The sequence below is a fragment of the Pseudomonas sp. LD120 genome, from assembly GCF_009861525.1.
Classification (GTDB): domain Bacteria; phylum Pseudomonadota; class Gammaproteobacteria; order Pseudomonadales; family Pseudomonadaceae; genus Aquipseudomonas.
This window is the reverse complement of the sequence record NZ_WVHL01000005.1, coordinates 2,402,193-2,426,895: the sequence shown is the minus strand read 5'-3', so window position 1 is coordinate 2,426,895 and position 24,703 is coordinate 2,402,193. Positions and strand designations below refer to the sequence as shown.

Here is a 24,703-nt window from a genome sequence, read left to right as displayed (position 1 = left end):
GTGGGAGCGCAATAGTGAGTCAAACCAAGGAAAAAAGTCTGCCGCTGACGGACCAGGTCGCCATCGAACTGCGCAAAGACATCATCGGCGGACGCCTGTTACCGGGCATGCCACTGGTAGAAAGCGATCTGGTCAAAGCCTACAGCGCCTCGCGTAATACGGTCCGCGAGGCGCTGCACCAGCTAGGCCGCGAAGGCCTGACTCGCTACGTGCGTAACAAAGGCGTGATGGTGCGCCAGCTGGGCATCGACGAAGTGCGCGATATCTTCAAGGTCCGCCGCACCCTCGAATTGCAGGCGATCGCAGCGAGCAAGCCGCTGCGCGAATACCAGTCAGACCTGATGCTTGAGGCTATCGAGGCGGCGCAATTGGCCCGGGAGCGCGAGAACTGGCAGGCCTTCGGCACCCACAGCCTGCGTTTTCACCAACATATCGTCGGCCTACTACGCAGTCCTTTGTTCGACGAATTCTTCACCAATGTCACGGCCCAAATGCGCCTGGTGTTTGCCAACGCCCCGAGCGAGGAAACCTTCCAGAAACCCTGGCTCGAGCGTGACCGGCATATCCACGACCTGCTGGGCGACGGCCGCAAGAAAGAAGCCGAGGAAGCCATGAGCAGCTACCTCAACGAATCCGAGATCGTGCTGCTAGACATTTTAAGCAGCGTCCCTAAACACTGATAAAGAGAACTCTCCATGTACAAAGACTATCCAGCGGCCTACCAAGTCAGCAAAGGCGCCGCATTGCAGGTCGACAAAGCCTTCTATGACCGCGTGCGCGAATCCAAGGAAAGTCGCACCCTGGTCGAGCAGTTCGAGGTGCCGATCCGCACCGGCCGCGCGTGGAAAGTGCCGGCCGGTCATGTTTTCCGCGTGACCACCCCTGTCGGCCCCCAGGTCGGCGACTTCAACGTGTGGAGTGCCAACGACCCCCGCGAACGCATGTGGGCAGCCCGTACCCGCCAGTTGCAGGGCGCTCACGTCTCCACTTACGACCGGCTGTGGTCGAACCTACCCTTTCTACGACCGATGGTTACCATTACTGATGACAGCCTGGCCGACTTCGGCATCGACGAACACGGCGGCCGTCTGCACGACTTGCTGGGCACCCGCTGCGACCCGTACGTGAACAAAATGCTCACCGGCGAGGACTTCCACCATCATTGCCATTCAAACCTGACCCGCGCCGTGCTGCCCCACGGCCTGACTGAGTTCGACGTGCACGACGTGCTGAATATTTTTCAGTGCACCGGCCTCAATCACGATGACATGTACTTCATGAAGGCCTGCCCGGCGAAACAAGGTGATTACCTAGAGTTCTTCGCTGAAATCGATCTACTGTGCGCCCTCTCTACTTGCCCGGGCGGTGACCTGTCCCTGCCGATGTGGGGCCCGGACGCAGAAGATCCGCTCAAAGTCTGCCGGCCGCTGGGCGTGGAAATCTACCGCCTCGACGAGTCGCTGTTGGACGGTTGGAAACAGCCCGAGCGCGCCTCCTATAACGGCAATCATGGCCTGCTTATACCCAAAGCCGAGTGGGAAAAGTAACGACAGGGTAAATCGACACCCGGGCGCTCTCCCGTCCCGGGTGTTTCGCAGCCTGGCTACACAGCTTAAGCAGGAGTCACCGACCATGAACACACCACTACTACTGAACTGCGATATCGGGGAAAGCTTCGGGGCCTGGACAATGGGCTGCGACGTTGAGGTTATGCCCTATATCGATTGCGCCAATATCGCCTGCGGCTTCCATGCTTCCGACCCGGCCACTATGCGTAAGACCGTGGCCCTGGCCCTGGCCAGCGAAGTACGCATCGGCGCTCACCCGGCCTATCCGGACCTGGTCGGCTTCGGTCGCCGCTCCATGAGCTGCTCGCCGCAAGAGATCGAAGATCTGTTGCTCTATCAGATTGGCGCACTGGAGGGTATATGCCGCGCGCAAGGCGGTCGAGTGCAATACGTCAAGCCACATGGTGCGCTCTACAACGACATGATGCGCGACCCCAAGTTACTACGAGCGGTAGTCAAGGCGGTGGCCGCCTATGGGGGAGAGTTGCGACTAATGCTCATGGCTACGCGAGATAACGCTTCTGCCCTAGCCCTTGCCGACGAGTTTGACGTGCCGCTGTGGTTCGAAGCCTTCGCCGACCGGGCCTATGATCCGACTGGCCACCTGGTTTCACGCAGCTTGCCTGGGGCGGTGCACCGTGACAGCGAAACCGTGGTCGGCCAGGCTCTAGCCTTGGCTCGCGGCGAAAGCCTGGTCACCAGTGACGGCAGCCTTCTGCAGCTTCAGGTCGACACCCTCTGCGTACATGGAGATAACGCTGGCTCGATTGCCGCTGTGAAGCGCATTCGCCAGGCCCTCAAGGAGCCGCAGACGGTATGAAGATCCGAATCGAAATCGTCGCCGTCGACTGCCTGATGGTGCGGTTGTTTGATGTCATTGACGAAACCAACATGCCCTGGATGCTCGCCGCGATCCGGCGTCTGCGCGAATGCTTCGGTCAGGGACTGATTGACCTAGTGCCGTCCTACACCACGCTGATGGTCCATTACGACCTACGCCAACTGCTCGCGAGCGACGCGCGGGCTTTGATCGCTCAGGCTCTCGACGATTTGCAGCCTGATGCCGGCGGTAGCGGCAGTGGTCGCACTCATCGCCTGGCGGTATGGTACGACCCCAGCGTCGGCCCGGAACTGAAGCTGCTGGCATCCCGCTGCGGGCGTTCCATTAACGAAGTCATCGAGCGCCACAGTGCCCACGAGTATCAGGTGTTTGCACTCGGCTTCGCACCAGGTTTCGCCTTTATGGGCCAGGTAGAGGAAATACTCGCCAGCCCGCGCCTGAGCACCCCGCGCAAGCGTGTGGCAGCCGGCAGCGTCGGCATTGCCGAACGTCAGACCGCCGCTTACCCCCAAGTCTCGCCCGGTGGCTGGAACCTGATAGGGCGCACGCCGGTACGGCTGTTTGACCGCGCCCTGAACGGCTACAGCCTTCTGCAACCGGGCGACCGGGTGCGTTTCGAAGCGGTCAGCCATGACGAATTTATCCGTCTCGGCGGCGACGACACACCACTGGAGGCGAATGCATGAGTGGCCTGTTGGTAGAACGCAGCACCACCCTGATCCAGCTGCAAGACAGCGGCCGCTTCGGGACTCGCCAGCTTGGCGTGACCCAGGGCGGCGCCACCGACTGGATTTCCATGTTCTGGGCCAACTGGCTGCTGGGCAATCCATTGGGAGCGGCGGTGATCGAGATCACCCTCGGCGGTCTCAGTCTGATTGCCCAGCAGGATGCCTGCCTGGCCCTTGCCGGCGCCGACCTCGGCGCCACCCTCGACGGCCAGCCGATACAGCCCTGGCGCAGTTTTCTCGTGCGCCGTGATCAGCGCCTCGTATTCAGACAGCCGATCCAGGGCGCGCGGGCCTACCTAGCGGCCCCAGGTGGTTTCGATGCGACGCCAACTATGGGCAGCAAGTCCACTGTCTGCCGTGAAGGCCTGGGCGGCCTTCACGGCTCGGGTCAGGCGTTGGCGATAGGCGATCGACTCCGCTGGTCCAACACGTCCCCGGCGCCAAGGGAGCTAGAAGCTAATAGGATCCCCGATCTGAGCCCGGCCAAACCCCTGGAAACCGTGCTGGGTGCACAGATCGCCGACTTCGCTGGACAGAGCCTGTTCGATGCCTTCAACAGCCCCTGGCAAGTTGACTCAAGGGCCGACCGCATGGGCGTGCGCCTGCTTGGCCCGACCCTGCGCTACCAGGGAAAGGCACTGATCTCCGAAGGTATTCCCCTGGGTGCTATCCAGATACCGCCGGATGGCCAGCCGATCGTTCTGCTCAACGACCGCCAAACCATCGGTGGCTACCCCCGATTGGGCGCCCTGACCCCACGTTCGCTGGCTCGCCTAGCGCAGTGTGTGCCAGGTACCAGGCTGCGCTTATCGCCAATCCTTCAGGAGTGCGCCCAAGAACAGCATATGCGCGTATTAGCCCTATGGAATTAGCGCGGCGACATACCCCAGAATGGGGGTGATAGAGCGTTAGCTGCCTGTCCCTTATGGGTTATACAGCCCATTAGAGGCATCCAGCTTCAGCGATATGGCCACTCACGCAGGGCTGGATTACGCGCTTTATCCGCGATGTAGCTGTGTTTTAATCGGTGTTAGCTTGTTTTCCCTTTCTTCCATGTGTCTAGAGGGGGGAACTGTCGCTGAGTTTGTGGACAGATATTACCGTCCCTTTTCTCATCTTTGAGGTGGAAACTGGCCCATGCTTCTAAGGGGGCATGGGCCAGCCGTCGCTTCAGGGGTTGGCGGACAGGTTCTGTATCCGCCTAGGAAGACCGGATGGGATCTTCATGGAGTACAGCTGGCGTCTGATCGTTCACTTGCAGTGCAATCGGGATACCCTGTTTATCGCAACCGAGATCACTCTCGCTCTTGGCCACCATGTAATGGTCTACTGATCCAGGCGAATTCTGGCATTAACCCAGGAGAGCTCGCCTGAACTTGGACTCGACACTTTGAGTCATGCTGCCGTTGAATCCTGCTCCTGAGATGAGCGCGTAATGGCGGTTAGCTTTGTCGGCTCGACGCCAATTACCGAGTACATCTACAAAGCCACCAACGCCAAGCGCTGCCAGGCACTGGGCGGCGCCAAAAACCACGCCATCGTGATGCCCGATGCCGATATGGATAACGTGGTTAATCAGCTGCTCGGTGCCGCGTTTGGTTCCTCCGGCGAGCGCTGCATGGCGTTGTCGGTGGTCGTGGGTGATGCCGCTGCCGATGCGCTGGTGGAGAAAATGCAAAAAGCCATGCAGTCGATGAAGGTCGGCGCCTTCTCGGAAAAGAGCAACGACTTCGGTCCCGTGATCACCAAAGCGCACCAGCAAAAGGTGGTGGGTTATATCAACAGTGCCGAAGAGCAGGGCGCCACTATCGTGGTCGACGGCCGCCACCCCAAGGTAGCCGGTTATGAAAACGGCTTCTTCGTCGGCGGCACGCTGATCGATAACGTCAACGCGGAAATGCTCAGCTACAAGGAGGAGATTTTTGGCCCGGTACTGCAAGTAGTGCGGGTTAACAGCATGCAGGAAGCCATGGACCTGATCGATGCCCATGAGTATGGCAACGGCACCTGCATCTTCACCCGCGATGGCGAAGCAGCGCGTTACTTCTCGGACAACATCAAAGTCGGCATGGTCGGTATTAACGTACCGTTACCGGTGCCGGTGGCCTATCACAGCTTCGGCGGCTGGAAACGCTCGTTGTTCGGTGACTTGCATGCTTACGGTCCCGATGGCGTGCGCTTTTACACCAAGCGTAAAACCGTTACCCAGCGCTGGCCTTCGGCCGGTGTGCGTGAAGGCGCCGAGTTCTCCATGCCGACCATGAAGTGAAGGCGCACCGCTGACGCTTTGTTAGAAGTCGGCTGCACCTCCTGAGCATGGAGGTGCAGCCTTATTGCAAATTGGTTAGTTATGCAGCGTCTTCAACGCGCTATCCCGCTATACAAGCCGCACAGGTATGCGTTGGTAATGGCAATGAGTGTTGTGTGTTGACATTAAATACGATCGGTCTAATATATCGACCATGACTATTACTAAGCCGCAGGTCCGTCGAGGCCGCCCGCCAAACGTTGCCCGTGAGCACGCTGACACACGCGAGGCACTACTGCGTTGTGGGATGGAGGTACTGACCGAGCAAGGTTTTGCAGCAACCGGCATCGACGCGGTCCTCAAGCGGGTCAGTGTTCCCAAGGGCTCTTTCTATCACTACTTCGACAGTAAGGAAGCCTTCGGGCAGGCGGTCTTGCGCCGTTATGCCGATTACTTTGCCCGCAAGCTGGATCGCTGGTTGCTGGATACTACGGAGCTGCCCCTCCAGCGCCTGCGAAACTTTGTTGAGGACGCCAAGTCCGGAATGATCAAGTACCAGTTCCGTCGGGGCTGCCTAGTCGGCAATCTTGGTCAGGAAATCGTTGTCTTACCCGAGAGCTTCCGCAATGAGTTGGAGGACGTACTGCTCGATTGGCAAAAGCGTTTAACTATCTGTTTGCGCCAAGCGGTCAATCAGGGGCAGATAGACGCAGATAGTGACTGCGAAGCCCTGGCGGCCTTTTTTTGGATCGGCTGGGAAGGTGCGGTTTTACGCGCCAGGCTGGTACAGGATTTGCGGCCACTGGATGTATTCACTAATGGATTTCTCACAGGTATTACGCGGTGATTTTCTTCGCCATTTAATAGACGATCGGTCTAAATTGGAGCTGGCAATGTTTAAGGCAATTCTTGTTGATAAAGACGCAGATGTTTACCAAGCAAAATTGACAGAACTGGATGATGCGCAACTTCCAGATGGGGATGTCACCGTTCGTGTGGCCTACAGCACTCTGAACTACAAAGATGGACTGGCTATTAGTGGCAGTAGCCCGGTAGTTCGTAAATTTCCAATGATTCCCGGTATTGATCTGGCCGGAACCGTTGAAACCAGCAATCACTCTGCATACAAAGCGGGTGATCGGGTTCTGCTCAATGGATGGGGCGTGGGCGAGGGGCATTGGGGCGGGTTGGCACAGAAGGCCCGGCTCAATGGCGACTGGCTGATCCCCTTGCCTGAACCATTAAGTGCGCGTCAGGCCATGGCGATCGGAACCGCAGGTTATACCGCAATGCTCTGCCTGATCGCGTTGGAGCGCCACGGCCTGACTCCAGCGTGCGGTGAAGTTTTGGTAACGGGTGCCAATGGTGGGGTAGGCAGCTTCGCCATCGCGTTGTTGGCACGTAAAGGTTATTCCGTGATCGCTGCCACTGGCCGACCTGAGGAAGCCGATTACCTGAAACGCCTGGGTGCAACGACCATCATTGATCGTGCCGAGCTGTCCAGTCCGGGGCGTGCACTGGCAAAGGAGCGCTGGGCTGCGGCGATAGACTCAGTCGGTAGCTATACCCTCGCCAACGTGTGTGCGGGCACTCGCGCAGACGGTCTGGTTGCAGCATGCGGCCTTGCTCAAGGCATGGATTTTCCGTCAACGGTAGCGCCTTTTATTCTGCGCGGCGTAAGCCTGCTAGGTATCAACAGCGTGACTCGCCCTTACAAAGAGCGTGTGGAAGCCTGGGAGCGCCTTTGCATCGGGCTGGATCTGGCACAACTGGATGAAATTACCCGGGAGATCGGCCTGAGCGAGTCCATACCGGTTGCCCATGAATTGCTCGACGGTAAGATCCGGGGTCGTGTAGTGGTGGATGTGAATAGGTAAACAGCAGAACACCAACCTGCAGGCTGAAGTGGACTCTGGTGTTTAAGGGGCTGCAACAGGCTGCTTCGGGTCGATTGCTGCCCGTCATTCACATCTGGTACAGGGTAAGGATGTCCAGTCAGCGCCTCCAGCACAGTGCTCATGCTTTACAGATACGGTATATCAAGCGGGCGAGTGATGAATGTTTTGGATGAGATAAATGCCAAGTGGGGGCGAGGTACATTGCGGGCTGCCAGCGTCCCTGTATCACCTGAATGGGGTATGAGGAGAGAGCTTAAGAGCCCTAGTTATACAACCAGGTTGGATGAGCTTTGGACTGTTGGATCGGGCTCATCTTGGTCACGCTAGCTTTCCTCGCCACAAAATTCGCGTATTTGCCATGGACACCACGTGATCCATTTCGGTGAAAAATTCGTGTGGTCTATGGACATCGGACACCTGATCTAAACCCTGACAAATATGCATTCAAACCGATGTCCATGGGTTGACATCTTTCCTTTACATCGATGATACTTTTGAGGCGTTCGGCCTGCTCCAATAGGGCTGCCTGAGTTTGCGGCTGGCTGGGGGTCTCTCGCATTCAAAGCCCTACTGCTGGCAGATTTATACGAACAGGGTAGATGAACATTGAGAAAAAATCGCCAAGTGAACCATGCCCCGAAAAAGGAGTTAGGTCACTTCGAATCATGGCCAATAACTATCGTTTATGGCCGGTTCCTTTTTCATCCGACCAGTTGTTACCGGACATCACCAAACGCTTATCTACACCATACCCTGCTGGGCTTATCCGCCAACCGTCACAGTCTGCTGTGTTGCCCCATCCTTCTTAGTCCCCGCCGAAACGGTCTTTGACCCCTCCTCTCCCAGTACCGAACCTCTCGCCCGCGGCACATCCGCGTGCCGGTGTTTTTGTCTGGGATTGGGTTCAGGGATGCATGCAACAACGGTGCTGTACGGCCAGGTGCTGGCAGTGTTGGCCATTACCCTCTCCGGGGTATGGAGTGCCACGCAGTGGACGGCTGCCGCGCTCGACTACCAGGCCCGCCTGGGGGCGCCCTGGTTCGAATTGCTGGGCACGCCGGTGTATCACCCCTGGCGTCTATTCGAGTGGTGGTTCGTCTTCGATGCCTATGCGCCGGACACTTTCAACGTCGGCGGCAGCATCGCTGCATGCAGCAGTCTGCTGGCATTGGTGGTGGCCATCGCTATGGCTATCTGGCGGGCACGCCAGGCACGCCGCGTCACCACCTACGGTTCGGCGCGCTGGGCCGATGCGGATGAGGTTAGCAAGGCAGGTCTGACCCAACCGACAGGTGTGTTCCTCGGCCAGTTCGCCGACCAGTACCTGCGCCACGAAGGCCCTGAGCATGTGCTGACCTTCGCGCCGACTCGCTCAGGTAAGGGCGTCGGCCTGGTGGTACCTACCCTGCTCTCCTGGCCTTTCTCGGCGGTCATCCACGACATCAAGGGCGAGAACTGGAGCCTGACGGCAGGATGGCGTTCGCGCTTCTCCCACTGCCTGTTATTCAACCCCACCGACCTGGCCTCGGCCGCCTACAACCCCCTGCTGGAAGTGCGGCGCGGCGCCCATGAGGTGCGCGACGTACAGAACATCGCCGATATCCTGGTCGATCCGGAGGGCGCGCTGGAGCGGCGCAACCACTGGGAGAAGACCAGCCACGCGCTGCTGGTCGGGGCCATCCTGCACGTGCTCTACGCCGGCCAGGACAAGACCCTGCGCGGCGTTGCCAACTTCCTCTCCAATCCGGCCTGCACCTTCGAGCTGACCCTGCACCGGATGATGACCACGCTGCACCTGGGCGATGCGCCGCATCCGGTGGTGGCCTCGGCGGCGCGGGAGGTGCTCAACAAGAGCGACAACGAGCGCTCGGGCGTGCTGTCCACGGCCATGTCCTTCCTCGGCCTGTACCGCGACCCGACGGTGGCCGAGGTCACCTCGCGCTGCGACTGGCGCATCGCCGACCTGATTTCGGCCAAGTATCCGGTGTCGCTGTACCTGGTGGTGCCGCCCTCGGATATCAGCCGCACCAAGCCGCTGATCCGCCTGATCCTAAACCAGGTCGGTCGGCGCCTGACCGAGTCGCTCGACGGCTCCGACGGCATCGAGCGCCGGCACAAGCTGCTCCTGATGCTCGATGAGTTTCCGGCACTGGGGCGACTGGATTTCTTCGAGACGGCCCTGGCCTTCATGGCCGGCTATGGGCTGCGCGCCTTCCTGATCTCGCAGTCGCTCAACCAGATCGACAAGGCGTACGGCCAGAACCACTCGATCCTCGACAACTGCCATGTGCGGGTGACCTTCGCCACCAACGACGAACGCACCGCCAAGCGCATCTCCGAGACCCTGGGCACCGCCACCGAGCTGCGCGCGCAGCGCAACTATGCCGGCCACCGCCTGGCGCCCTGGCTCGGCCACCTGATGGTCTCGCGCCAGGAAACCGCACGCCCGCTGCTGACCCCGGGAGAGGTGATGCAACTGCCCAGCGACGAGGCCGTGGTGATGCTCTCAGGCCTGGCGCCGATTCGTGCGAAGAAGCTGCGCTACTTCACCGACGCCAACTTCCAGAGCCGGGTGCTGCCCGCCCCGCGCTTGCAGCCGGGCCGCTATGCCGACGCACCGTCGCCACGCGCAGACGATTGGAGCGACCTGGCCGTGCCTTCGGCCCCCGACGCTGCGCCGGCTCACTTGGCCAATGTAGAAAGCGTCGAGGACGGCGGCCCACGCCGTCAGCCCGAACTAGAGGAGCTCGCCCAGTTGCCGGATCACGACGAGCTAGCTAGCGACCTGCTCCTGCTCGACGAGGACGACATTCCCACTCCCTTCCCCACCCAGCCGGATCCACGCCTGCAGCGCGTGGCGCGGCTGGCCGCCCTCGACCCTGACGATGGAATAGTCCTATGAGCCGAGCCCGTCTCAACCTGTTTATCCAACCCGAGCATGCCAAGCGCCTGAACGAACTGGCGATCACCAAGGGCGTGTCGAAGTCCTCGATCATCGCTGCGGCGCTGGCCTCCTGGCTGTCACCCGAGTCTGGCGAGCAGCGCGAGGTGGCCATGGCCAAGCGCCTGGACCGGCTATCGCGTCAGCTCGAGCGGCTGGAGCGCGACCAGAACATTCTGATCGAGACTGTGGCGCTCTACGTGCGCTACTACCTCACGGTCAGCACGCCTGTACCCGAGGCTCACCAAGAAGCAGCACGCGCGCAGGGCAAGCTGCGCTTCAGCCAGTTCGTCGAGCAACTGGGGCGCCACCTGCAGCGCGGACGCAGCCTGGTCAGAGACGTGCACGAAGAGGTTCAGGCAGAGGCTCAGGTCTCGGGAGATCGTCCATGACTGTCGCCTCCTCCCCAATTCTGAGCGCTGCGGCAACGTCCCTGGATCGGCGCACGCGCATGTTGCGCACGGCGATGGGCCCACTGATCGCTGCCGCCCTGGATGATCCGGACGTCGTCGAGGTGATGCTCAACCCCGACGGTGTGCTCTGGCTGGATCGCCTGTCCGCTGGCCGCGCCCATCTGGGCACGCTAGCGGCTGCCGATGGTGAACGGATCATCCGTCTGGTAGCAACGCATGTCGGCCAGGAGGTACATCGCAACAAGCCGCTGCTGAGCGCCGAACTGCCAGAGACTGGTGAGCGCTTCGAAGGTGTACTGCCGCCCGTAGTAGCCGGGCCGACCTTCGCTCTACGCAAACGCGCAGCCGGTGTCATCCCGCTACACCAGTATGTGGCCGACGGCATCCTCAGCACCACGCAGGCCGAGTACCTACGTGTGGCCGTACGTGAGAGGCAGAACATCCTGGTGGCAGGCGGCACCAGCAGCGGCAAGACCACTCTGGCCAACGCTCTGCTGGCCGAGGTGGCCGGCAGTGGTGACCGCGTGCTGGTGCTGGAGGACACGGTCGAACTGCAGTGTCCGGCCGTCGATCACGTCGCTCTGCGCACCAAGCCCGGCGTGGTCTCCATGGCTGATCTGGTGCGCAGCACGCTGCGTCTGCGCCCCGATCGCGTGGTGGTCGGCGAGGTTCGCGGCGGTGAGGCGCTGGATCTGATCAAGGCTTGGGGAACCGGCCATCCCGGCGGTATCGCCACCATTCACGCTGGCTCTGCACAGGGCGCGCTACTGCGCCTGGAGCAACTGATTCTGGAAGTCGCCCTGACCGCGCCGCGGGCTCTGATCGCCGGGACGGTCAACCTGGTGGTCTTCCTCGCCGGCCGTGGCCGCACGCGCTATGTACAGCAGATCGTCCGCGTCACTGGCTATGACGAGCGCGGCTATCAACTTTCCTCCATCGCCCCCGCATTCATTCCTTCGCTACCTCAGGAAAACAGCCATGACTGCCCGCCATCCCAGTGTTGCTAATCGTCGTCGCCTCATCGGCGCCTTGATGCTCGGTGCCCTCTACCTGGGCGCATCCCTGCCTGTGCTCGCCGCTGGTTCCGGCATGCCCTGGGAAGGACCGCTGCAATCGATCCTTGACTCGGTACAGGGTCCGGTGGCGCGGATCATCGCGGTGATCATCATCATTACCACTGGCCTGACACTGGCTTTCGGCGACACCAGCGGCGGCTTTCGCAAGCTGATCCAGATCGTCTTCGGCCTGTCGATTGCCTTCGCCGCGTCGTCGTTCTTCCTCAGCTTCTTCAGCTTTGCCGGCGGGGCGGTGATCGCATGAACGGCGAGCGCGAACTCATCCCCGGTTTCGAGGTGCCACTGCACCGCTCGCTGGCCGAGCCGATTCTGCTCGGTGGCGCGCCGCGCAACGTGGCGATCCTCAACGGTACTCTGGCGGCGGTGGTCGGTCTGGGCCTACAGCTGTGGCTGCCTGGCTTGGCGCTCTGGTTGGTAGGTCACTCGCTGGCGGTGTGGGGTGCCCGTCTGGACCCGCAGTTTCTGCAGGTGTTTTCCCGGCACATCAAGCAGCCGTCGCTGCTGGATGTGTGAGGAGGCCGCTATGCTGAACCTCACCGAATACCAGCGCCGCCCCGCCCAACTCGCCGACTGGCTGCCCTGGGCCGGCCTCGTCGCCCCCGGCGTCGTGTTGAACAAGGACGGTTCATTCCAACGCAGCCTGCGCTTTCGCGGGCCAGACCTGGACAGCGCCACCCAAGGCGAGCTGGTGGCCACCTCGGCGCGCCTGAACAATGCCCTGCGTCGCCTTGGCTCGGGCTGGGCGCTGTTTATCGAGGCCGAGCGCCTAACGGCAGCCAACTACCCTGACAGCGACTTTCCCGAGCCGCTGTCCTGGCTGGTGGACGAGGAGCGCCGTGCTGCCTTCGAGGCGCACGGAAGCCACTTCGAGAGCAGTTATCACCTGACGCTGCTCTACCTGCCGCCGGAGGAATCGCGTTCGCGCGCCGCCGGTCTGCTCTACGAGCATCGGCCGCAGCGCGGCGTCGACTGGCGCGAACGGCTGACCGCCTTTGTCGCTGAGACGGATCGTTTATTCGACTTGCTGGACGGGGTGATGCCGGAACTCGCCTGGCTCGACGACAGCCAGACGCTGACTTACCTGCATGCCACGATTTCGACCAATCGCCAGCGGGTAGCTGTACCCGAGGTCCCCTTCCACCTCGATGCCCTGCTGGCCGACAGCCCCCTAACCACGGGCCTGGCGCCGCGACTCGGCGAGCAGCATCTCCGGGTGCTGTCGGTACGCGGCTTCCCGACATCGACCTGGCCAGGCGTGCTGGACGACCTCAACCGACTGGGCTTCGCCTATCGCTGGTCGACCCGTTTCATCTGCATGGACAAGGACGAGGCCGAGAAGGAACTGGTGCGCCTACGCCGGCAGTGGTTCGCCAAGCGCAAGGGCGTCCTGGCGCTCCTGCGTGAAGCAATCTTCCAGCAGGAAAGCCCGCTGCTCGACAGTGACGCGATGAACAAGGCCAGCGACGCTGATGCAGCGCTGCAGGAACTCGGCGCCGACCAGGCCGCCTTCGGTTATGTGACGGCCACCGTGACGGTGAGCGATGCCGACGCCCAGATCGCCGACGAAAAGCTGCGCCGGGTCGGGCGAGTGATCCAGGGTCGCGGCTTCGTCACCATTGCCGAGGGCCTCAACGCGGTAGAGGCCTGGCTCTCTTCGATCCCCGGCAACGCCTACGCCAATGTCCGCCGGCCGCCGATCTCCACGCTCAACCTGGCGCACCTGATGCCGGTCTCGGCAGTCTGGGCTGGCCCGGCGCGCAACGGACATCTTGATGGCCCGCCGCTGGTGATCACCCGCACCGATGGCGCGACGCCGTTTCGCCTGGTTACCCACGTCGGCGACGTCGGACACACGCTGGTGGCTGGCCCAACGGGCATGGGCAAATCGGTGTTGCTGGCGACCCTGGCTCTGCAGTTTCGACGCTACCCGGGTTCGCGCCTGTTTCTCTTCGACATGGGCCGCTCGCTGCGCGCTACTGTGCTGGGTCTGGGTGGCGAGCATTACGACCTGGGCGGCGACGGCGACCTGGCCTTCCAGCCCCTCGCGCGCATCGACCAGCCCGGCTACCGCGCCTGGGCGGCGGAATGGCTGGAGGCTCGCCTGCTGCAGGAAGGCGTGGCCGTCGGCCCCGAGCAGAAGGCTGCGCTGTGGACGGCGCTCGTCAGCCTGGCCGGCGCGCCGGAGGCGCAGCGCACACTGACCGGTTTGTCCGTGCTGCTGCAAGACAACGCCCTGCGCCAGGCGCTGCACCCCTACGTACTGGGCGGTGCCCATGGCGCATTGCTGGATGCCGATCAGGATCGGCTGGGCAGCGCCGACGTGCAGTGCTTCGAGATGGAGGAACTGATGCACAGCAAGGCGGCGGTGGCCGCCGTGCTGAGCTACCTGTTCGCCCGTTTCGAGGAGCGCTTTGACGGCGCGCCGACCCTGCTGATCCTCGACGAGGCCTGGCTGTTTCTCGACGATCCGCTGTTCGCTGCACGCATTCGCCAGTGGCTCAAGACCCTGCGCAAGAAGAACGTCAGCGTCATCTTCGCCACCCAGTCGCTGGCCGACATCAGGGATTCCAGCATCGCTGCGGCAATCATCGAGAGCTGCGCCAGCCGCATTTTCCTGCCCAACCCGCAGGCGGGCGAACCGCAGATCCGCGACATCTACCAAGGCTTCGGCCTCAACGACCGGCAAATCGAGATCATCGCCCAGGCCACGCCCAAGCGTGATTACTACTACCAGTCGCGCCTGGGCAACCGCCTGTTCGACCTCGACCTGGGGCCGGTGGCGCTGGCCTTCGCCGCCTCGGCCAGCCCAGCCGAGCAGCGCGAGATCGACCGAATCCAACAGTCGTCCGGCGCAGCCGGTTTCGCCCCTGTCTGGTTGCGTCACCGCGGCCTGGACTGGGCCGCCGACCTGCTCACCGCTTATCCCTCGTCACGCAAGGAGTGCCTGCCATGAGATCCCCTGTCCACCATTTCCCCTGCGCCACGCTGCTGGTATTTGGCCTGCTGGCATTGAAGCCGGCCAACGCCTTCACCGTAATCGATCCGACCAACCTAGTGCAGAACACGCTGACTGCGGTGCGCACCCTGGAGATGGCAAACAACCAGGTTCGCCAGTTGCAGAACGAAACCCAGATTCTGCTGAACCAGGCCCGTCACCTGCAGCGCCTGGACTACAACGTGGTCAGCCAGTTGCGCGCGAGCTTGGCCAACACCGAGCGATTGCTCGCCGAGGCGCGAGGGCTGGCCTACGAGGTGCAGCGCTTGGATCAGGAATTCAGCCGTCTCTACCCGAACGAGTACACCGGCGACGTCAGTAGCCAGCGCCTAGCAGAAGAAGCGCGGGAGCGCTGGCAGCAGGGCCTCGACGGGCTGCATACGGCGCTGCGCGTACAGGCTCAGGTGAAACAGAGCCTGGCCGAGGATGAAAGCGCCTTGGCCGCTCTGGTGCAGCAGAGCCAGTCCGCGGGTGGCGCCTTGCAGGCGGCCCAGGCCACCAACCAGTTGCTGGCCCTACAGGCCAAGCAGTCGATCCAGGCGCAGCAACTGCAGATCACCCAGAACCGCGCCGTCGCCTTGGAGCTTGCCCGTCAGTCTGCAGCAGCCGAGGAGGCACGCGAACGGCGGCGGCGCTTTATGGGCAGCGGCACGCCCTATACCCCCTACCCCGTGCAGTTCTATCGGTAGGGAGGCGACTCCATGAGATACCTGACATTGCTGCCGCTGCTGGTGCTGGTCGCCTGCGGACAGGGCGAAAACGGGGTCATGGCTCGGCAAAACAATGCGGCTGAGCGCTTCTACTCGGGCTGTGCTCGGCCCGGCGAGTTTCTCCGGCCTACAGACTTGCCCGCGATCCCGCCAAGCTTCGACGAGGACGTGCAATGAACGACGTCAGCGTGATCGATCGTTTCCTCGAGGTGTTCGGGCTGTATATCGACACCGGCTTTGGCCTGCTCGGCGGCGAAGTGGCCTTTCTCACCATGACCCTGGTGGTGATCGATATGACCCTGGCCGGGCTGTTCTGGGCCATGGGTGGCGAGGACGTCAGCGCCAAGCTGATCCGCAAGATCCTCTATGTCGGTGCCTTCGCCTTCATCATCGGCAACTTCAACGCCCTGGCGAAGATCGTCTTCAACTCCTTCGCCGGGTTGGGTCTGCTGGCCTCAGGTTCCGGGTTGAGTCATGCGGAGTTTCTGCAGCCAGGACGATTGGCCGCGATTGGGGTTGATGCCGGAGGGCCGCTGCTTGAGCAAATCAGCAGCCTCAGCGGTTTTCCCGAAGTCTTCAGCAACCTGCACAGCATCCTGGTGTTGTTTCTGGCCTGGCTGGTGGTGATCGTCAGTTTCTTCTTCCTGGCCATTCAGCTGTTCGTGACCTTGGTCGAGTTCAAGCTGACCACCCTCGCCGGCTTCGTGCTGGTGCCCTTTGCACTGTGGAACAAGACCGCCTTTCTCGCCGAGAAGGTGCTGGGCAACGTGGTCGCGTCCGGCATCAAGGTGCTGGTGATGGCCGTGATCGTCGGCATTGGCAGCGGGCTGTTCACCGAGTTCCAGGCTATGCCGGACGAGCCCTCCATCGACCATGCGCTGGTGGTCATGCTCGCCTCGCTGGCCCTGCTGGGCCTGGGCATCTTCGGGCCGGGCATTGCCACCGGCCTAGTCTCCGGCGCACCGCAACTGGGTGCTGGTGCAGCAGCCGGTACTGCACTCGGTGCGGCGGGCATGGCTGCTGGTGCTGCTGCAGTAGCAACAGGGGTGGGTGGCGCGGTACTGGCCGGCGCACGTATGGCACCCGGTGCAGCACGCTTGGCAATGGGCGGCGCTCGCTCTCTGGCAGGGGCTTCTTCCAGCGCTGCAGCAAATGGCGCCCCAGCAGTTTCCGATCCTGCAACCGCCCCTGCCAAACAACCCGACTGGGCCAGGCGCCTGCAGCGCAAGCAACAACTCTCGCAGGCCACCACCACGGTCGCCCACACCCTGCGTGGTGGCGATGGCGGTGGTTCATCACCTGGGCCGCAGATCCGCGACCCATCGAATTCGTAAAGGAGGACGAGGATGCGATTCAGACGTCCACGGGTGCGCTACAGCGACACTCATCAACCTGTCACCCCTTACCAGGCCGCGGCACAGGCCTGGGACCTGCGCATGGGCAGCAGCCTGGCGCAGGCACGCAACTGGCGACTGATGGCCTTCGGTTGCCTGAGCCTGGCGCTGCTGATGGCTGGCGGGCTGGTCTGGCGTTCGGCGCAGTCGACGGTGACGCCCTACGTGGTGGAGGTCGACAACCTCGGCCAAGTGCGCGCCGTCGGCGAAGCGGCCAGTCCCTACCAGCCCCAGGATGCACAAATCGCCCATCACCTGGCGCGCTTTATCGAGCAGGTGCGATCGCTATCAATCGATCCGGTGGTAGTGCGGCAGAACTGGCTGGAGGCCTATCACTCCACCACCGACCGCGGTGCGGCAACCCTCAATGATTATGCCCGCGCCAACGATCCCTTCACCCGGGTCGGTAAGGAGTCGGTATCGGTGGAAGTCATTAGCGTGGTGCGTACCAGCGACAGCTCGTTCCAGGTCCGCTGGATCGAACGTCACTTCGTGAATGGTTCAGCCGCCGGCCTGGAGCGCTGGACCGCGGTGATCTCGCTGGTAGTGCAACCGCCAAGCACCGAGGAAAAACTTCGCCGCAACCCGCTCGGCATCTACGTCAACGGCCTGTCCTGGAGCCGTGAGCTGGACACTTCGGAAGGAGCCAAGAAACCATGAAAACCTCCCTTAACCTCTCAATCTGCCCTCTGCTGCTGAGCGTGCTGGCCGGCTGCGCCAGCCAAGAACCGCCAGTGATCGAGCTGGATGAACCGGTAGAAGCGCAGCGCCTGCCGGAGCCGCCCAAGCCCATCGAGGTAGTGGAAGTACCCAAGCCCCTGGCCCTGCCCGCCCAGCTCAAGCCGCTGCCGGAAACTCAACCCAGCAAATCGGCCAAGGAGCCGGCCGATGAGCGCGTGCGGGTCTCGCGTGCCAATCGCGACGCTCGAGTGGCACCGAGCCGCGAGGGCTATATCAACGCCATCCAGGTGTGGCCCTACGCTGATGGTGCGCTGTATCAGGTGTATGCCAGCCCGGGTCGGGTGACGGCGATCAACCTGCAGCCTGGCGAAGAGCTGGTCACCGTGGCCGCCGGCGACACCGTGCGCTGGATCGTAGGCGACACCACCAGCGGAAGCGGCGACGAACTACGCACCAGCGTGCTAATCAAGCCGACACGCGTCGACCTCAAGACCAACCTGATGATCACCACCACGCGCCGCACCTATCTGATCGAGCTGAGTTCAACCGAGCAGGCCTGGATGGCGTCGGTGTCCTGGGACTATCCGAAGGATCGCATGCTCGCCCTGCAACGCCGCGCTAGTGAAGCCCAGGCTGCGGCGCCGGTGGATGCCGGCCTGGCGCTGGAGCAGCTGCGCTTTCGTTATGCAATCAGCGGCAGCAATCCACCCTGGAAGCCACTGCGTGCCTTCGACGACGGCCGAAAGGTGTATATCCAATTCCCCGCCGGTATCGCCCAAGGCGAGCTGCCACCGCTGTTCGTAATTGGCCCCGAAGGTGATGGACAGCTGGTCAACTATCGCTTCCGCTCGCCTTACTACATCGTCGACCGCATGTTCGGTGCGGCCGAGCTGCGTCTGGGCGCCGACAAGGGTGACGTGGTGCGGATCGAGCGCACCGATGGCGTGGCATGGAGGCGCTGAGCATGACGGCCAAGAACGGCAACCAAACCGCCGCAACCTCGCTACCGCCTAAGGAAGCGCCGGAGTCGCTGGAGCTGCGCGCCAAGCCGCGCCCGGTCACTCGCCTCAATCCGCGCATGCTGGCGGTAGTGGTCGGCGGCCTATCGGCTGCGGTACTCGGTGCCATGCTGTGGTCGCTGCAGCCGCAGCAGCGCCGCCAGGGCGCCGAGCCGAACGAGCTATACAACGTCGACCGCGTAGCACGCTCCGAGGGGCTGGAGCAGTTGCCGGCAGACTACTCGCAGCTGTCGCCTCCACCTGCGCCCGAGGTACCGCAACTGGGGCCGCCGCTGCCTGGCGACTTGGGCGGGGCGATCCTCAGGGCCGAGCAGCAAGCGCAGGGCTACGGCCATGGTCCGGATGCCGCTGAAGCCGAGCGTCTTGCCCGGCTCAAGGAAGCCAAGGAGGCGGCCCAGTCCTCGGTGTTTTTCCAGACCAGCAGCGCGAGGAGATCGAACGTCGCATCCACTGGGGGCGCCCAACCCGATCCCATGACCCTGGGTATGGCCTCGTCAGGCGTGGTAGGCGCAACGGCAGGAACGCCGACCCAGCAGGAACGGAACGAGGCGTTTCTCAGTAAATCCGTAAATGCACACATCCGTAATTCCGGATTGCTGCAGGTGCCTGAATCGCCCTACCAGGTGATGGCCGGCACCGTCATCGCGGCGGCACTGGTCACCGGTATCAAGTCGGATCTGCCCGGCGACGTAATCGCCACGGTAACCGAACCAGTCTACGACAGCGCTACCGGCCAGCACGTGCTGATCCCTCAAGGCGCCCGCCTGCTGGGCCGCTACAACAGCCAGGTGAGCTACGGGCAAAGCCGCGTGCAGGTGGTGTGGCAGCGGATGATCCTGCCAGACACCTCGTCTTTCCAGCTCGACAGCCTGGTCGGCACCGACGCCGCCGGCTATGCCGGTCTCGAGGATGGCGTCGACTGGCATTGGGATCGGATCGTCGCCGGCGCGGCCATGACCAGTCTGCTGGGCATTGGCGCCGATCTGGCCGCACCGACCAGCCGCACTGACGGCAACCGCATCATCATCGCCGGGCGCGACAGCCTGCAGGACACGGTGAATCAGGTCGGCCAGGAGGTCACCCGCCGCAACCTCGACATCCAGCCCACGCTGACCCAGCGTCCCGGCCTGCCCCTGCGCGTGATCGTCAACCGCGATCTGGTGCTGCGCCCATATCAGCCTTTCTCCACTCACCAGAGGAATCCGCAATGAGCACAACCAAGCTGCGTCTCGGCCCACTGCCGAAAACTGAGAACCTGAAACTAACCTTCACCTGCCCCGCCAGCCTGAAGGCCGACCTAGAGCGCTACGCGGCGCTGCACTCACAGACCTACGGTGAAGAGGTCGACGCCCTGACGCTCATTCCGCACATGCTGGAGGCCTTCATGGCGAGGGATCGGGTGTTCAAAAGAACTAACAAGCCTGCACTATCTGCTGCGCCACAAACCACCGATCCACGCTGAACAGCGGAGAGTGGATTTTCTTATGCACCCAACTGAATTGATAAAAATCCTCAATATCGTGAGGTTTTTGATGCTATCGATGGTCCACCACTATTAATCCTCACGATCATGCGGATTGATGACTGGAACAGACTTATGACAGCACAGTCCGCTTGAGCATTGAAGGCCAGGGCGGGCGGTCTCTCCACCCCGGACCAATCTAGGTCAGGCAAAAATCAATGGGCCATATTTGAACCAATAAAAGCGATAATGACGTATAATGGATCTAAAATGAACCATTAAACGAGGTTTATCCTTGGCCCTAACCCATTCTCTGCTCGCTCCAGGCGAACTGGCCCAGAAGATCGGTGCCAACGCTCGAGAAGCGCGACTCGCACAGAACCTCTCCCGCAAATCCTTGGCGAAGATGGCGGGTGTTTCCGAATCGACCATCAAGCGATTCGAGTCCACTGGGCAGATCACCCTTGATGCTCTGGTGCTCATCGCTACAGCACTTGGTGCAACACGCCAAATCGCTGAACTGTTCAAGCATGAGCGGCCTGTCTCGCTTGAAGAAATCAAACAAACAGGACGTACCCGGGGGCGCCAATGAAATCCATCAACACCGTAGAGGTATTGCTCACCGGCACGCCGGTCGGGGAGCTGGTTGCCAGTCGACAGGGTATCTACTTTGCCTATCATCCACAGTGGGTGGCGCAAGGCTTCAACCTGTCCCCCCTGAACATGGACTTCACAACCCACCCCCAGAAAGCGGCTGATCCAGTCCTTTTCGCAGGCCTACCAGGCGCGCTTGCCGACTCCCTTCCGGACGGATGGGGCATGCTGCTAATGGATCGTTATTTCCTTGCTAATCATGGCATAGACCGTAGAAACATTTCCCCGCTCGATCGGCTGGCTTACATGGCGGACAGGGGCATGGGTGCACTGGAATATCGCCCGGTGCTTGAGCACGCCACCGGTGAAGATGATATTGATCTGGCCCAGCTCTACCAGGAGTCCCAGGCGGTCTACGAAGGAGACACCTCGTCCATTCTTGATGCTCTGCGCCTCGCTGGTGGCTCCCCTGCCGGCGCTCGCCCCAAGGTCGTCGTTGCACTGTCCCCAGACAGAAAACAATGCAATACATCTTTCCAGCAGCTCCCAGCCGGCTACCAACACTGGCTAGTGAAATTCCGATCACCAACCGAACATCGTGATACCGGCACCATCGAATACGCCTACGCGTTGCTAGCAGAACGTGCGGGAGTAAAGATGGCTGCGAGCGATTTGCTCACAGTCAGCTCTTCAAAGGGCACCGAACGTTTCTTTGCTGCCCAACGTTTCGACCGGCATGGCAATAGCAAACTCCACATGATGACTGCCAGCGGCATTCTCTATGCTGATCACCGCGTTCCCTCACTGGACTATTCAGATCTCTTGAAAACAACCAGTGCGGTCACTAACCATGCGGCGGAGGTAGAGCGCATGGCAAGACTCATGGTTTTTAACGCGCTGACCCACAACCATGATGATCACGCCAAGAATTTTGCATTCCTGCACGACCAAGGACGGTGGACATTAGCTCCGGCCTATGACCTGACCTATGCCCCTGTCCAGGGTTTCGCGGATGAGCACACTACTTCTTTCAACGGCTCCGGGCTGGCAACACGTAAAAACCTTAAACAAGTCTGCGCTGCGTTCCGATATCTAGATCCGGATATCTACATCGAGCAGACCCTTGATGCTCTCTCCGGGTGGTCTTCAATATGCACAGAACTTGAGATCGATCCCAATCAGGAGAAAATAATTCAGCGAGCATTCAACGAAATCCGCAAGCGCCTCGACTGACGCAGGCATCGCTCGACATCACGGACGTTGAATACACACCAAGGGGCAGGCACATACCTCCGGGCCGACAGGTTTATAAAATCCAGATAATGCTCACCATCAGTGAGCATTTCCCGCATTTCGCAAACCCAGATAGCATCAGTCTCAGCGCTCTTGAGACCCCTTTCATTCCAGCAACGCCTGCAGCGGATCCAGCTCGTCAACAAGTGCAGGCGCGTTGCCGGGCCCTTGGCGAGCTGGATCCACGGCACCGACGATGCTCAAGGCATTACCGGTCTGCACGCCCATCTACGACTTAGCTTGTTTGCTATCAGACCTAGCACCAATAGGCTGAATCCGGTTGAAATATCGCTATGGCATAGAGCAATGAAGACACTGTTTTTGCTAATGGCTCAGTACGACGGACAAGCCGTAATTCCTATCGAATGGGTGTGCCGAGATTTCCTCGGCCTTTCGGTGGACAAGTTCAAACGCAAGCGCCTGATGGGAGAAATCGACCTTCCGGTGATGCGACTGGGCGCTAACTCGCAGAAGGCCAACCTCGGCGTGCATTTAGAAGATCTCGCTGCCTACATAGATAGACAGCGCGAGGCCGCAATTAGAGAGCAGGATCAGTTGATGGATCGACGACGCCTGGCCTGAAGCACACCCCTTCTATCTTCTGCAGGCTCCGGCCCCACACGTGCTCCAAGCACCACAGAGGCCTCGATTATCCTCTCCAGCCAAGACCAGTCCTTATAGGGATCTCCTCGCCCGTTCAGATGCGTATAACGGCGCATGGAGTTCCAGTCGCGATGGCCCGATACGCTGGCAACCCTCGGTATATCCCACTCCATCTCGAATAGCCGGCTCACGCCGTCATGGCGCAGATCGTGGAAATGCAAATCCTTGATAGCTAAAAACTTGCAAGCACGAGTGAACGCCGCAGAAATTGAGTCCGAGTAGTAAGGGAATATCTCTCGGCAAGACTTAGGCATGCTCTGAACAATCCGCCAGGCCTCATCTGGCAGATGACACCAGACATCATTACCAATCTTCTGTCCGGGATTTTTCATATCTCGAACAAGCACCGCCTGCCGCCGCTCATCCAGATCCTCCCAGCGAATCCGAGTGATCTCTTCCTGCCTGCGTGTAGAGAAAATCGCAAAAGCTATGACCTTAGGCATGTGTATCGCGCTTGGCCTGCGCGCCTGGAGATCAAAAAAGTAGGTGAGCAATTTGTCTAACTCATCCATGCTAGGTCGCCGATCACGCTCTCGACTTCGAGACACCATACCCAGCTTACGCAGCACCTTGCGCGCATCAGCCATAGCGCTCGCGTCGATCTCATATCCCCAGGCAGGCTTAGCGACTGACAGGACAGCGCCAAGGTGTGCGAGATCGTTTCCAACCGTCTGAGCCTGAACACCACCTCCCTCCTGGCTCATCCGCCATTGCGCGTACTCGACCAATTTCTGGCTCGTCAGATCGACATCAGCAATTTGACCTAGCCAGGTCTCGCTGATCGCTTTCAAGGTAGCTCGCTTGGTTTTTCCGAGCGGACGTATCAGCTCGTATTCATCAAGATAGCGCTCAATGATTTTCTTGAGCGGCACATCCTCCCGCGAAGCCTTCTCAAGAGCTCCGGGCAACGCCAGTTCGGCCTCCCTCCTCATCATCCAGGCGCGAGCAACCGGCTTACGGTCGAAGGACTGGCTTTCTTGGTAGACTATGACTCCCTTGCGGCGCAGCCGAATCTGAACCGTGTACTTGGTCTGCCCGCTTTTGTTCACGCGCCGAGTGATCGTTCCCACATCGCTCACCATCAGTGCTAAAAATGCATTTACCAGTGCTAAATTTTAGCACCACATGCGCAAAAACGGGCAAAAACAAGCCATTTTGGCCTTTAACCGACCTAAACAAATGCCTCTAAAATCAGCCTCAAAGCCAGCCACCATGCGCCCTTCCCTGTCCCGCCGCTTCTCCGTGGCGCCGATGATGGATTGGAACTGTTAATTCTACAGGCCTCTGTAAACGGTACTTACAGCGCACTTATAGATCTCGCGTACCACATTCGTACCAACACCTCCTCCTCCCATCACTGAACCACACCCTTTCTGGGCTGAAACTCCATAAAGATGACCTGACTCACCGGCGCCGATGTTCGGTAACGTTACTGATTTCTTTATGACTTAATAGGATTCGCAACGCGCCGCCTTTGACTGCTAAGAGCAGCCGGTTGCGCCTAGAATGAAGCAAAACCAAAAGGAGAAAGACCGATGGAAATGAGCGAAGCGGCGGTATTGAGGGAAGTGAAGGGTTTTATAGAAGCCAACAAGCTGCTGGCGGAGGGGTGGCAATTGTTGACCGTGATAGCCAGGACTTGCGTGGAGGACGAATTCCAACACACGTTTTACATATTGGGGAAGCCGGCCGAGGCCAAACAGCGCGTGCCATACAAGGACATGCTCTAGGGAAGGTCGAAAGTTAGGTACCCGCGTTACGAATAGCACCAGTATGTAAAAAGCCCTCGCACTCAACTCGGTGCGGGGGCTTTTTATTGGCATTGAGAGCCAGCCCTACCGAGTTGCCAATGCCTGTCGCTCCAATCCCCACGCTTTCTCCACACACCCCAGCGATTCCCGTCGCCAGGTCGGAAACTGACATTCGAACGTGCGCGTGCATGTAGACGGCGGTACATCCCGAAATTTTCCGGCCTAAAAAAAGAGTAACATAAGTAATCTCAATCGATTTTTACGATCAATCCATTGAAATTAAAGGATTTTTCATTTCGGCAGAAAGGTAATTTTTAAGTAATATTGAAGTAACCTGATTACTCTTTATAAATGTAATTCCCGCCTTTATAAAACCCCTTTAAAAACAAAAGGTTGCCAAATAATTACCTTTTCAATTACTTCCCTGT

General features: G+C 60.5%; 25 protein-coding genes and 2 pseudogenes. 26 read left to right on the top strand and 1 reads right to left on the bottom strand.

Annotated elements, in window-relative coordinates:
• The first annotated feature begins 14 nt into the window (after positions 1-14).
• The 25 genes and pseudogenes from PLD_RS25510 to PLD_RS25390 all read left to right on the top strand — a co-directional run bounded on the left by PLD_RS25510 (position 15) and on the right by PLD_RS25390 (position 22,443).
• A complete protein-coding gene (locus PLD_RS25510) occupies positions 15-680 on the top strand; it encodes a GntR family transcriptional regulator (protein ID WP_159897472.1) in 666 nt (221 codons plus the stop codon).
• Between the two features lie 15 nt (positions 681-695).
• Entirely contained in the window at positions 696-1,547 is an 852-nt protein-coding gene (locus PLD_RS25505) for a DUF1989 domain-containing protein (protein ID WP_159897471.1), read from the top strand.
• Between the two features lie 85 nt (positions 1,548-1,632).
• Entirely contained in the window at positions 1,633-2,388 is a 756-nt protein-coding gene (locus PLD_RS25500; RefSeq protein ID WP_159897470.1) for a 5-oxoprolinase subunit PxpA, read from the top strand.
• Positions 2,385-3,095, top strand: coding sequence for an allophanate hydrolase subunit 1 (locus tag PLD_RS25495; protein ID WP_159897469.1), 711 nt, complete (start codon positions 2,385-2,387; stop codon positions 3,093-3,095). The genes PLD_RS25500 and PLD_RS25495 overlap by 4 nt, the downstream gene beginning before the upstream one ends.
• Positions 3,092-4,009 (top strand): biotin-dependent carboxyltransferase family protein, encoded by a 918-nt coding sequence (locus PLD_RS25490; protein WP_159897468.1) that lies wholly within the window; start codon positions 3,092-3,094, stop codon positions 4,007-4,009. Before PLD_RS25495 ends, PLD_RS25490 begins: the two co-directional genes overlap by 4 nt.
• A gap of 551 nt (positions 4,010-4,560) precedes the next feature.
• Positions 4,561-5,406 (top strand): annotated as a pseudogene (locus PLD_RS25485) (aldehyde dehydrogenase family protein); the annotation flags it as partial.
• Positions 5,407-5,599: 193 nt separating this feature from the next.
• Complete coding sequence (locus tag PLD_RS25480) at positions 5,600-6,232, top strand: TetR/AcrR family transcriptional regulator (RefSeq protein WP_178116212.1); 633 nt, start codon at positions 5,600-5,602, stop codon at positions 6,230-6,232.
• Between the two features lie 46 nt (positions 6,233-6,278).
• Positions 6,279-7,262: an MDR family oxidoreductase gene (locus PLD_RS25475; RefSeq protein WP_159898205.1), complete on the top strand. Its 984-nt coding sequence runs from the start codon at positions 6,279-6,281 to the stop codon at positions 7,260-7,262.
• 162 nt (positions 7,263-7,424) lie between these two features.
• Positions 7,425-7,610 (top strand): annotated as a pseudogene (locus PLD_RS25470) (DUF4113 domain-containing protein); the annotation flags it as partial.
• Between the two features lie 583 nt (positions 7,611-8,193).
• On the top strand, positions 8,194-10,185 hold the full coding sequence (locus PLD_RS25465) for a conjugal transfer protein TraG (RefSeq protein WP_159897466.1): 1,992 nt from the start codon (positions 8,194-8,196) through the stop codon (positions 10,183-10,185).
• Complete coding sequence (locus PLD_RS25460; protein WP_159897465.1) at positions 10,182-10,616, top strand: CopG family transcriptional regulator; 435 nt, start codon at positions 10,182-10,184, stop codon at positions 10,614-10,616. Before PLD_RS25465 ends, PLD_RS25460 begins: the two co-directional genes overlap by 4 nt.
• Before the next feature lie 59 nt (positions 10,617-10,675).
• On the top strand, positions 10,676-11,644 hold the full coding sequence (trbB, locus tag PLD_RS25455) for a P-type conjugative transfer ATPase TrbB (RefSeq protein WP_159898204.1): 969 nt from the start codon (positions 10,676-10,678) through the stop codon (positions 11,642-11,644).
• Complete coding sequence (locus PLD_RS25450) at positions 11,616-11,957, top strand: TrbC/VirB2 family protein (RefSeq protein ID WP_159897464.1); 342 nt, start codon at positions 11,616-11,618, stop codon at positions 11,955-11,957. Before trbB ends, PLD_RS25450 begins: the two co-directional genes overlap by 29 nt.
• Positions 11,954-12,226 carry a VirB3 family type IV secretion system protein gene (locus PLD_RS25445; RefSeq protein ID WP_159897463.1) on the top strand — a complete coding sequence of 91 codons (273 nt, stop codon included), beginning with the start codon at positions 11,954-11,956 and terminating at the stop codon, positions 12,224-12,226. Before PLD_RS25450 ends, PLD_RS25445 begins: the two co-directional genes overlap by 4 nt.
• Positions 12,227-12,236: 10 nt before the next feature.
• Positions 12,237-14,666 (top strand): conjugal transfer protein TrbE, encoded by a 2,430-nt coding sequence (gene trbE, locus PLD_RS25440; protein WP_159897462.1) that lies wholly within the window; start codon positions 12,237-12,239, stop codon positions 14,664-14,666.
• Positions 14,663-15,397, top strand: coding sequence for a P-type conjugative transfer protein TrbJ (trbJ, locus tag PLD_RS25435; RefSeq protein ID WP_159897461.1), 735 nt, complete (start codon positions 14,663-14,665; stop codon positions 15,395-15,397). Before trbE ends, trbJ begins: the two co-directional genes overlap by 4 nt.
• Positions 15,398-15,409: 12 nt before the next feature.
• Complete coding sequence (locus PLD_RS25430; RefSeq protein ID WP_159897460.1) at positions 15,410-15,595, top strand: hypothetical protein; 186 nt, start codon at positions 15,410-15,412, stop codon at positions 15,593-15,595.
• A complete protein-coding gene (gene trbL, locus PLD_RS25425; RefSeq protein ID WP_159897459.1) occupies positions 15,592-16,752 on the top strand; it encodes a P-type conjugative transfer protein TrbL in 1,161 nt (386 codons plus the stop codon). Before PLD_RS25430 ends, trbL begins: the two co-directional genes overlap by 4 nt.
• A 12-nt stretch (positions 16,753-16,764) precedes the next feature.
• On the top strand, positions 16,765-17,472 hold the full coding sequence (gene trbF / locus PLD_RS25420) for a conjugal transfer protein TrbF (protein WP_159897458.1): 708 nt from the start codon (positions 16,765-16,767) through the stop codon (positions 17,470-17,472).
• Positions 17,469-18,455, top strand: coding sequence for a P-type conjugative transfer protein TrbG (gene trbG / locus PLD_RS25415; RefSeq protein WP_159897457.1), 987 nt, complete (start codon positions 17,469-17,471; stop codon positions 18,453-18,455). The genes trbF and trbG overlap by 4 nt, the downstream gene beginning before the upstream one ends.
• Positions 18,456-18,457: 2 nt before the next feature.
• The gene (locus tag PLD_RS25410) at positions 18,458-19,723 is read left to right on the top strand and encodes a TrbI/VirB10 family protein (protein WP_159897456.1); all 1,266 of its coding nucleotides are present in this window, start codon (positions 18,458-18,460) and stop codon (positions 19,721-19,723) included.
• Positions 19,720-19,974 (top strand): DUF2274 domain-containing protein, encoded by a 255-nt coding sequence (locus tag PLD_RS25405; RefSeq protein WP_159897455.1) that lies wholly within the window; start codon positions 19,720-19,722, stop codon positions 19,972-19,974. Before PLD_RS25410 ends, PLD_RS25405 begins: the two co-directional genes overlap by 4 nt.
• A 295-nt stretch (positions 19,975-20,269) precedes the next feature.
• Positions 20,270-20,566, top strand: a complete 297-nt coding sequence (locus tag PLD_RS25400; protein ID WP_017679281.1) for a helix-turn-helix domain-containing protein — start codon at positions 20,270-20,272, stop codon at positions 20,564-20,566.
• Positions 20,563-21,801 carry a type II toxin-antitoxin system HipA family toxin gene (locus PLD_RS25395; protein ID WP_159897454.1) on the top strand — a complete coding sequence of 413 codons (1,239 nt, stop codon included), beginning with the start codon at positions 20,563-20,565 and terminating at the stop codon, positions 21,799-21,801. The genes PLD_RS25400 and PLD_RS25395 overlap by 4 nt, the downstream gene beginning before the upstream one ends.
• A gap of 366 nt (positions 21,802-22,167) precedes the next feature.
• Positions 22,168-22,443 (top strand): pyocin activator PrtN family protein, encoded by a 276-nt coding sequence (locus PLD_RS25390; RefSeq protein WP_074915953.1) that lies wholly within the window; start codon positions 22,168-22,170, stop codon positions 22,441-22,443.
• Here PLD_RS25390 and PLD_RS25385 read toward each other — a convergent pair.
• Complete coding sequence (locus tag PLD_RS25385) at positions 22,413-23,594, bottom strand: tyrosine-type recombinase/integrase (protein ID WP_256674756.1); 1,182 nt, start codon at positions 23,592-23,594, stop codon at positions 22,413-22,415. The genes PLD_RS25390 and PLD_RS25385 overlap by 31 nt on opposite strands.
• A gap of 465 nt (positions 23,595-24,059) precedes the next feature.
• Between PLD_RS25385 and PLD_RS25380 the strand changes: the two genes are divergently transcribed.
• Positions 24,060-24,254 carry a hypothetical protein gene (locus PLD_RS25380; protein WP_159897452.1) on the top strand — a complete coding sequence of 65 codons (195 nt, stop codon included), beginning with the start codon at positions 24,060-24,062 and terminating at the stop codon, positions 24,252-24,254.
• Positions 24,255-24,703: the final 449 nt, after the last annotated feature.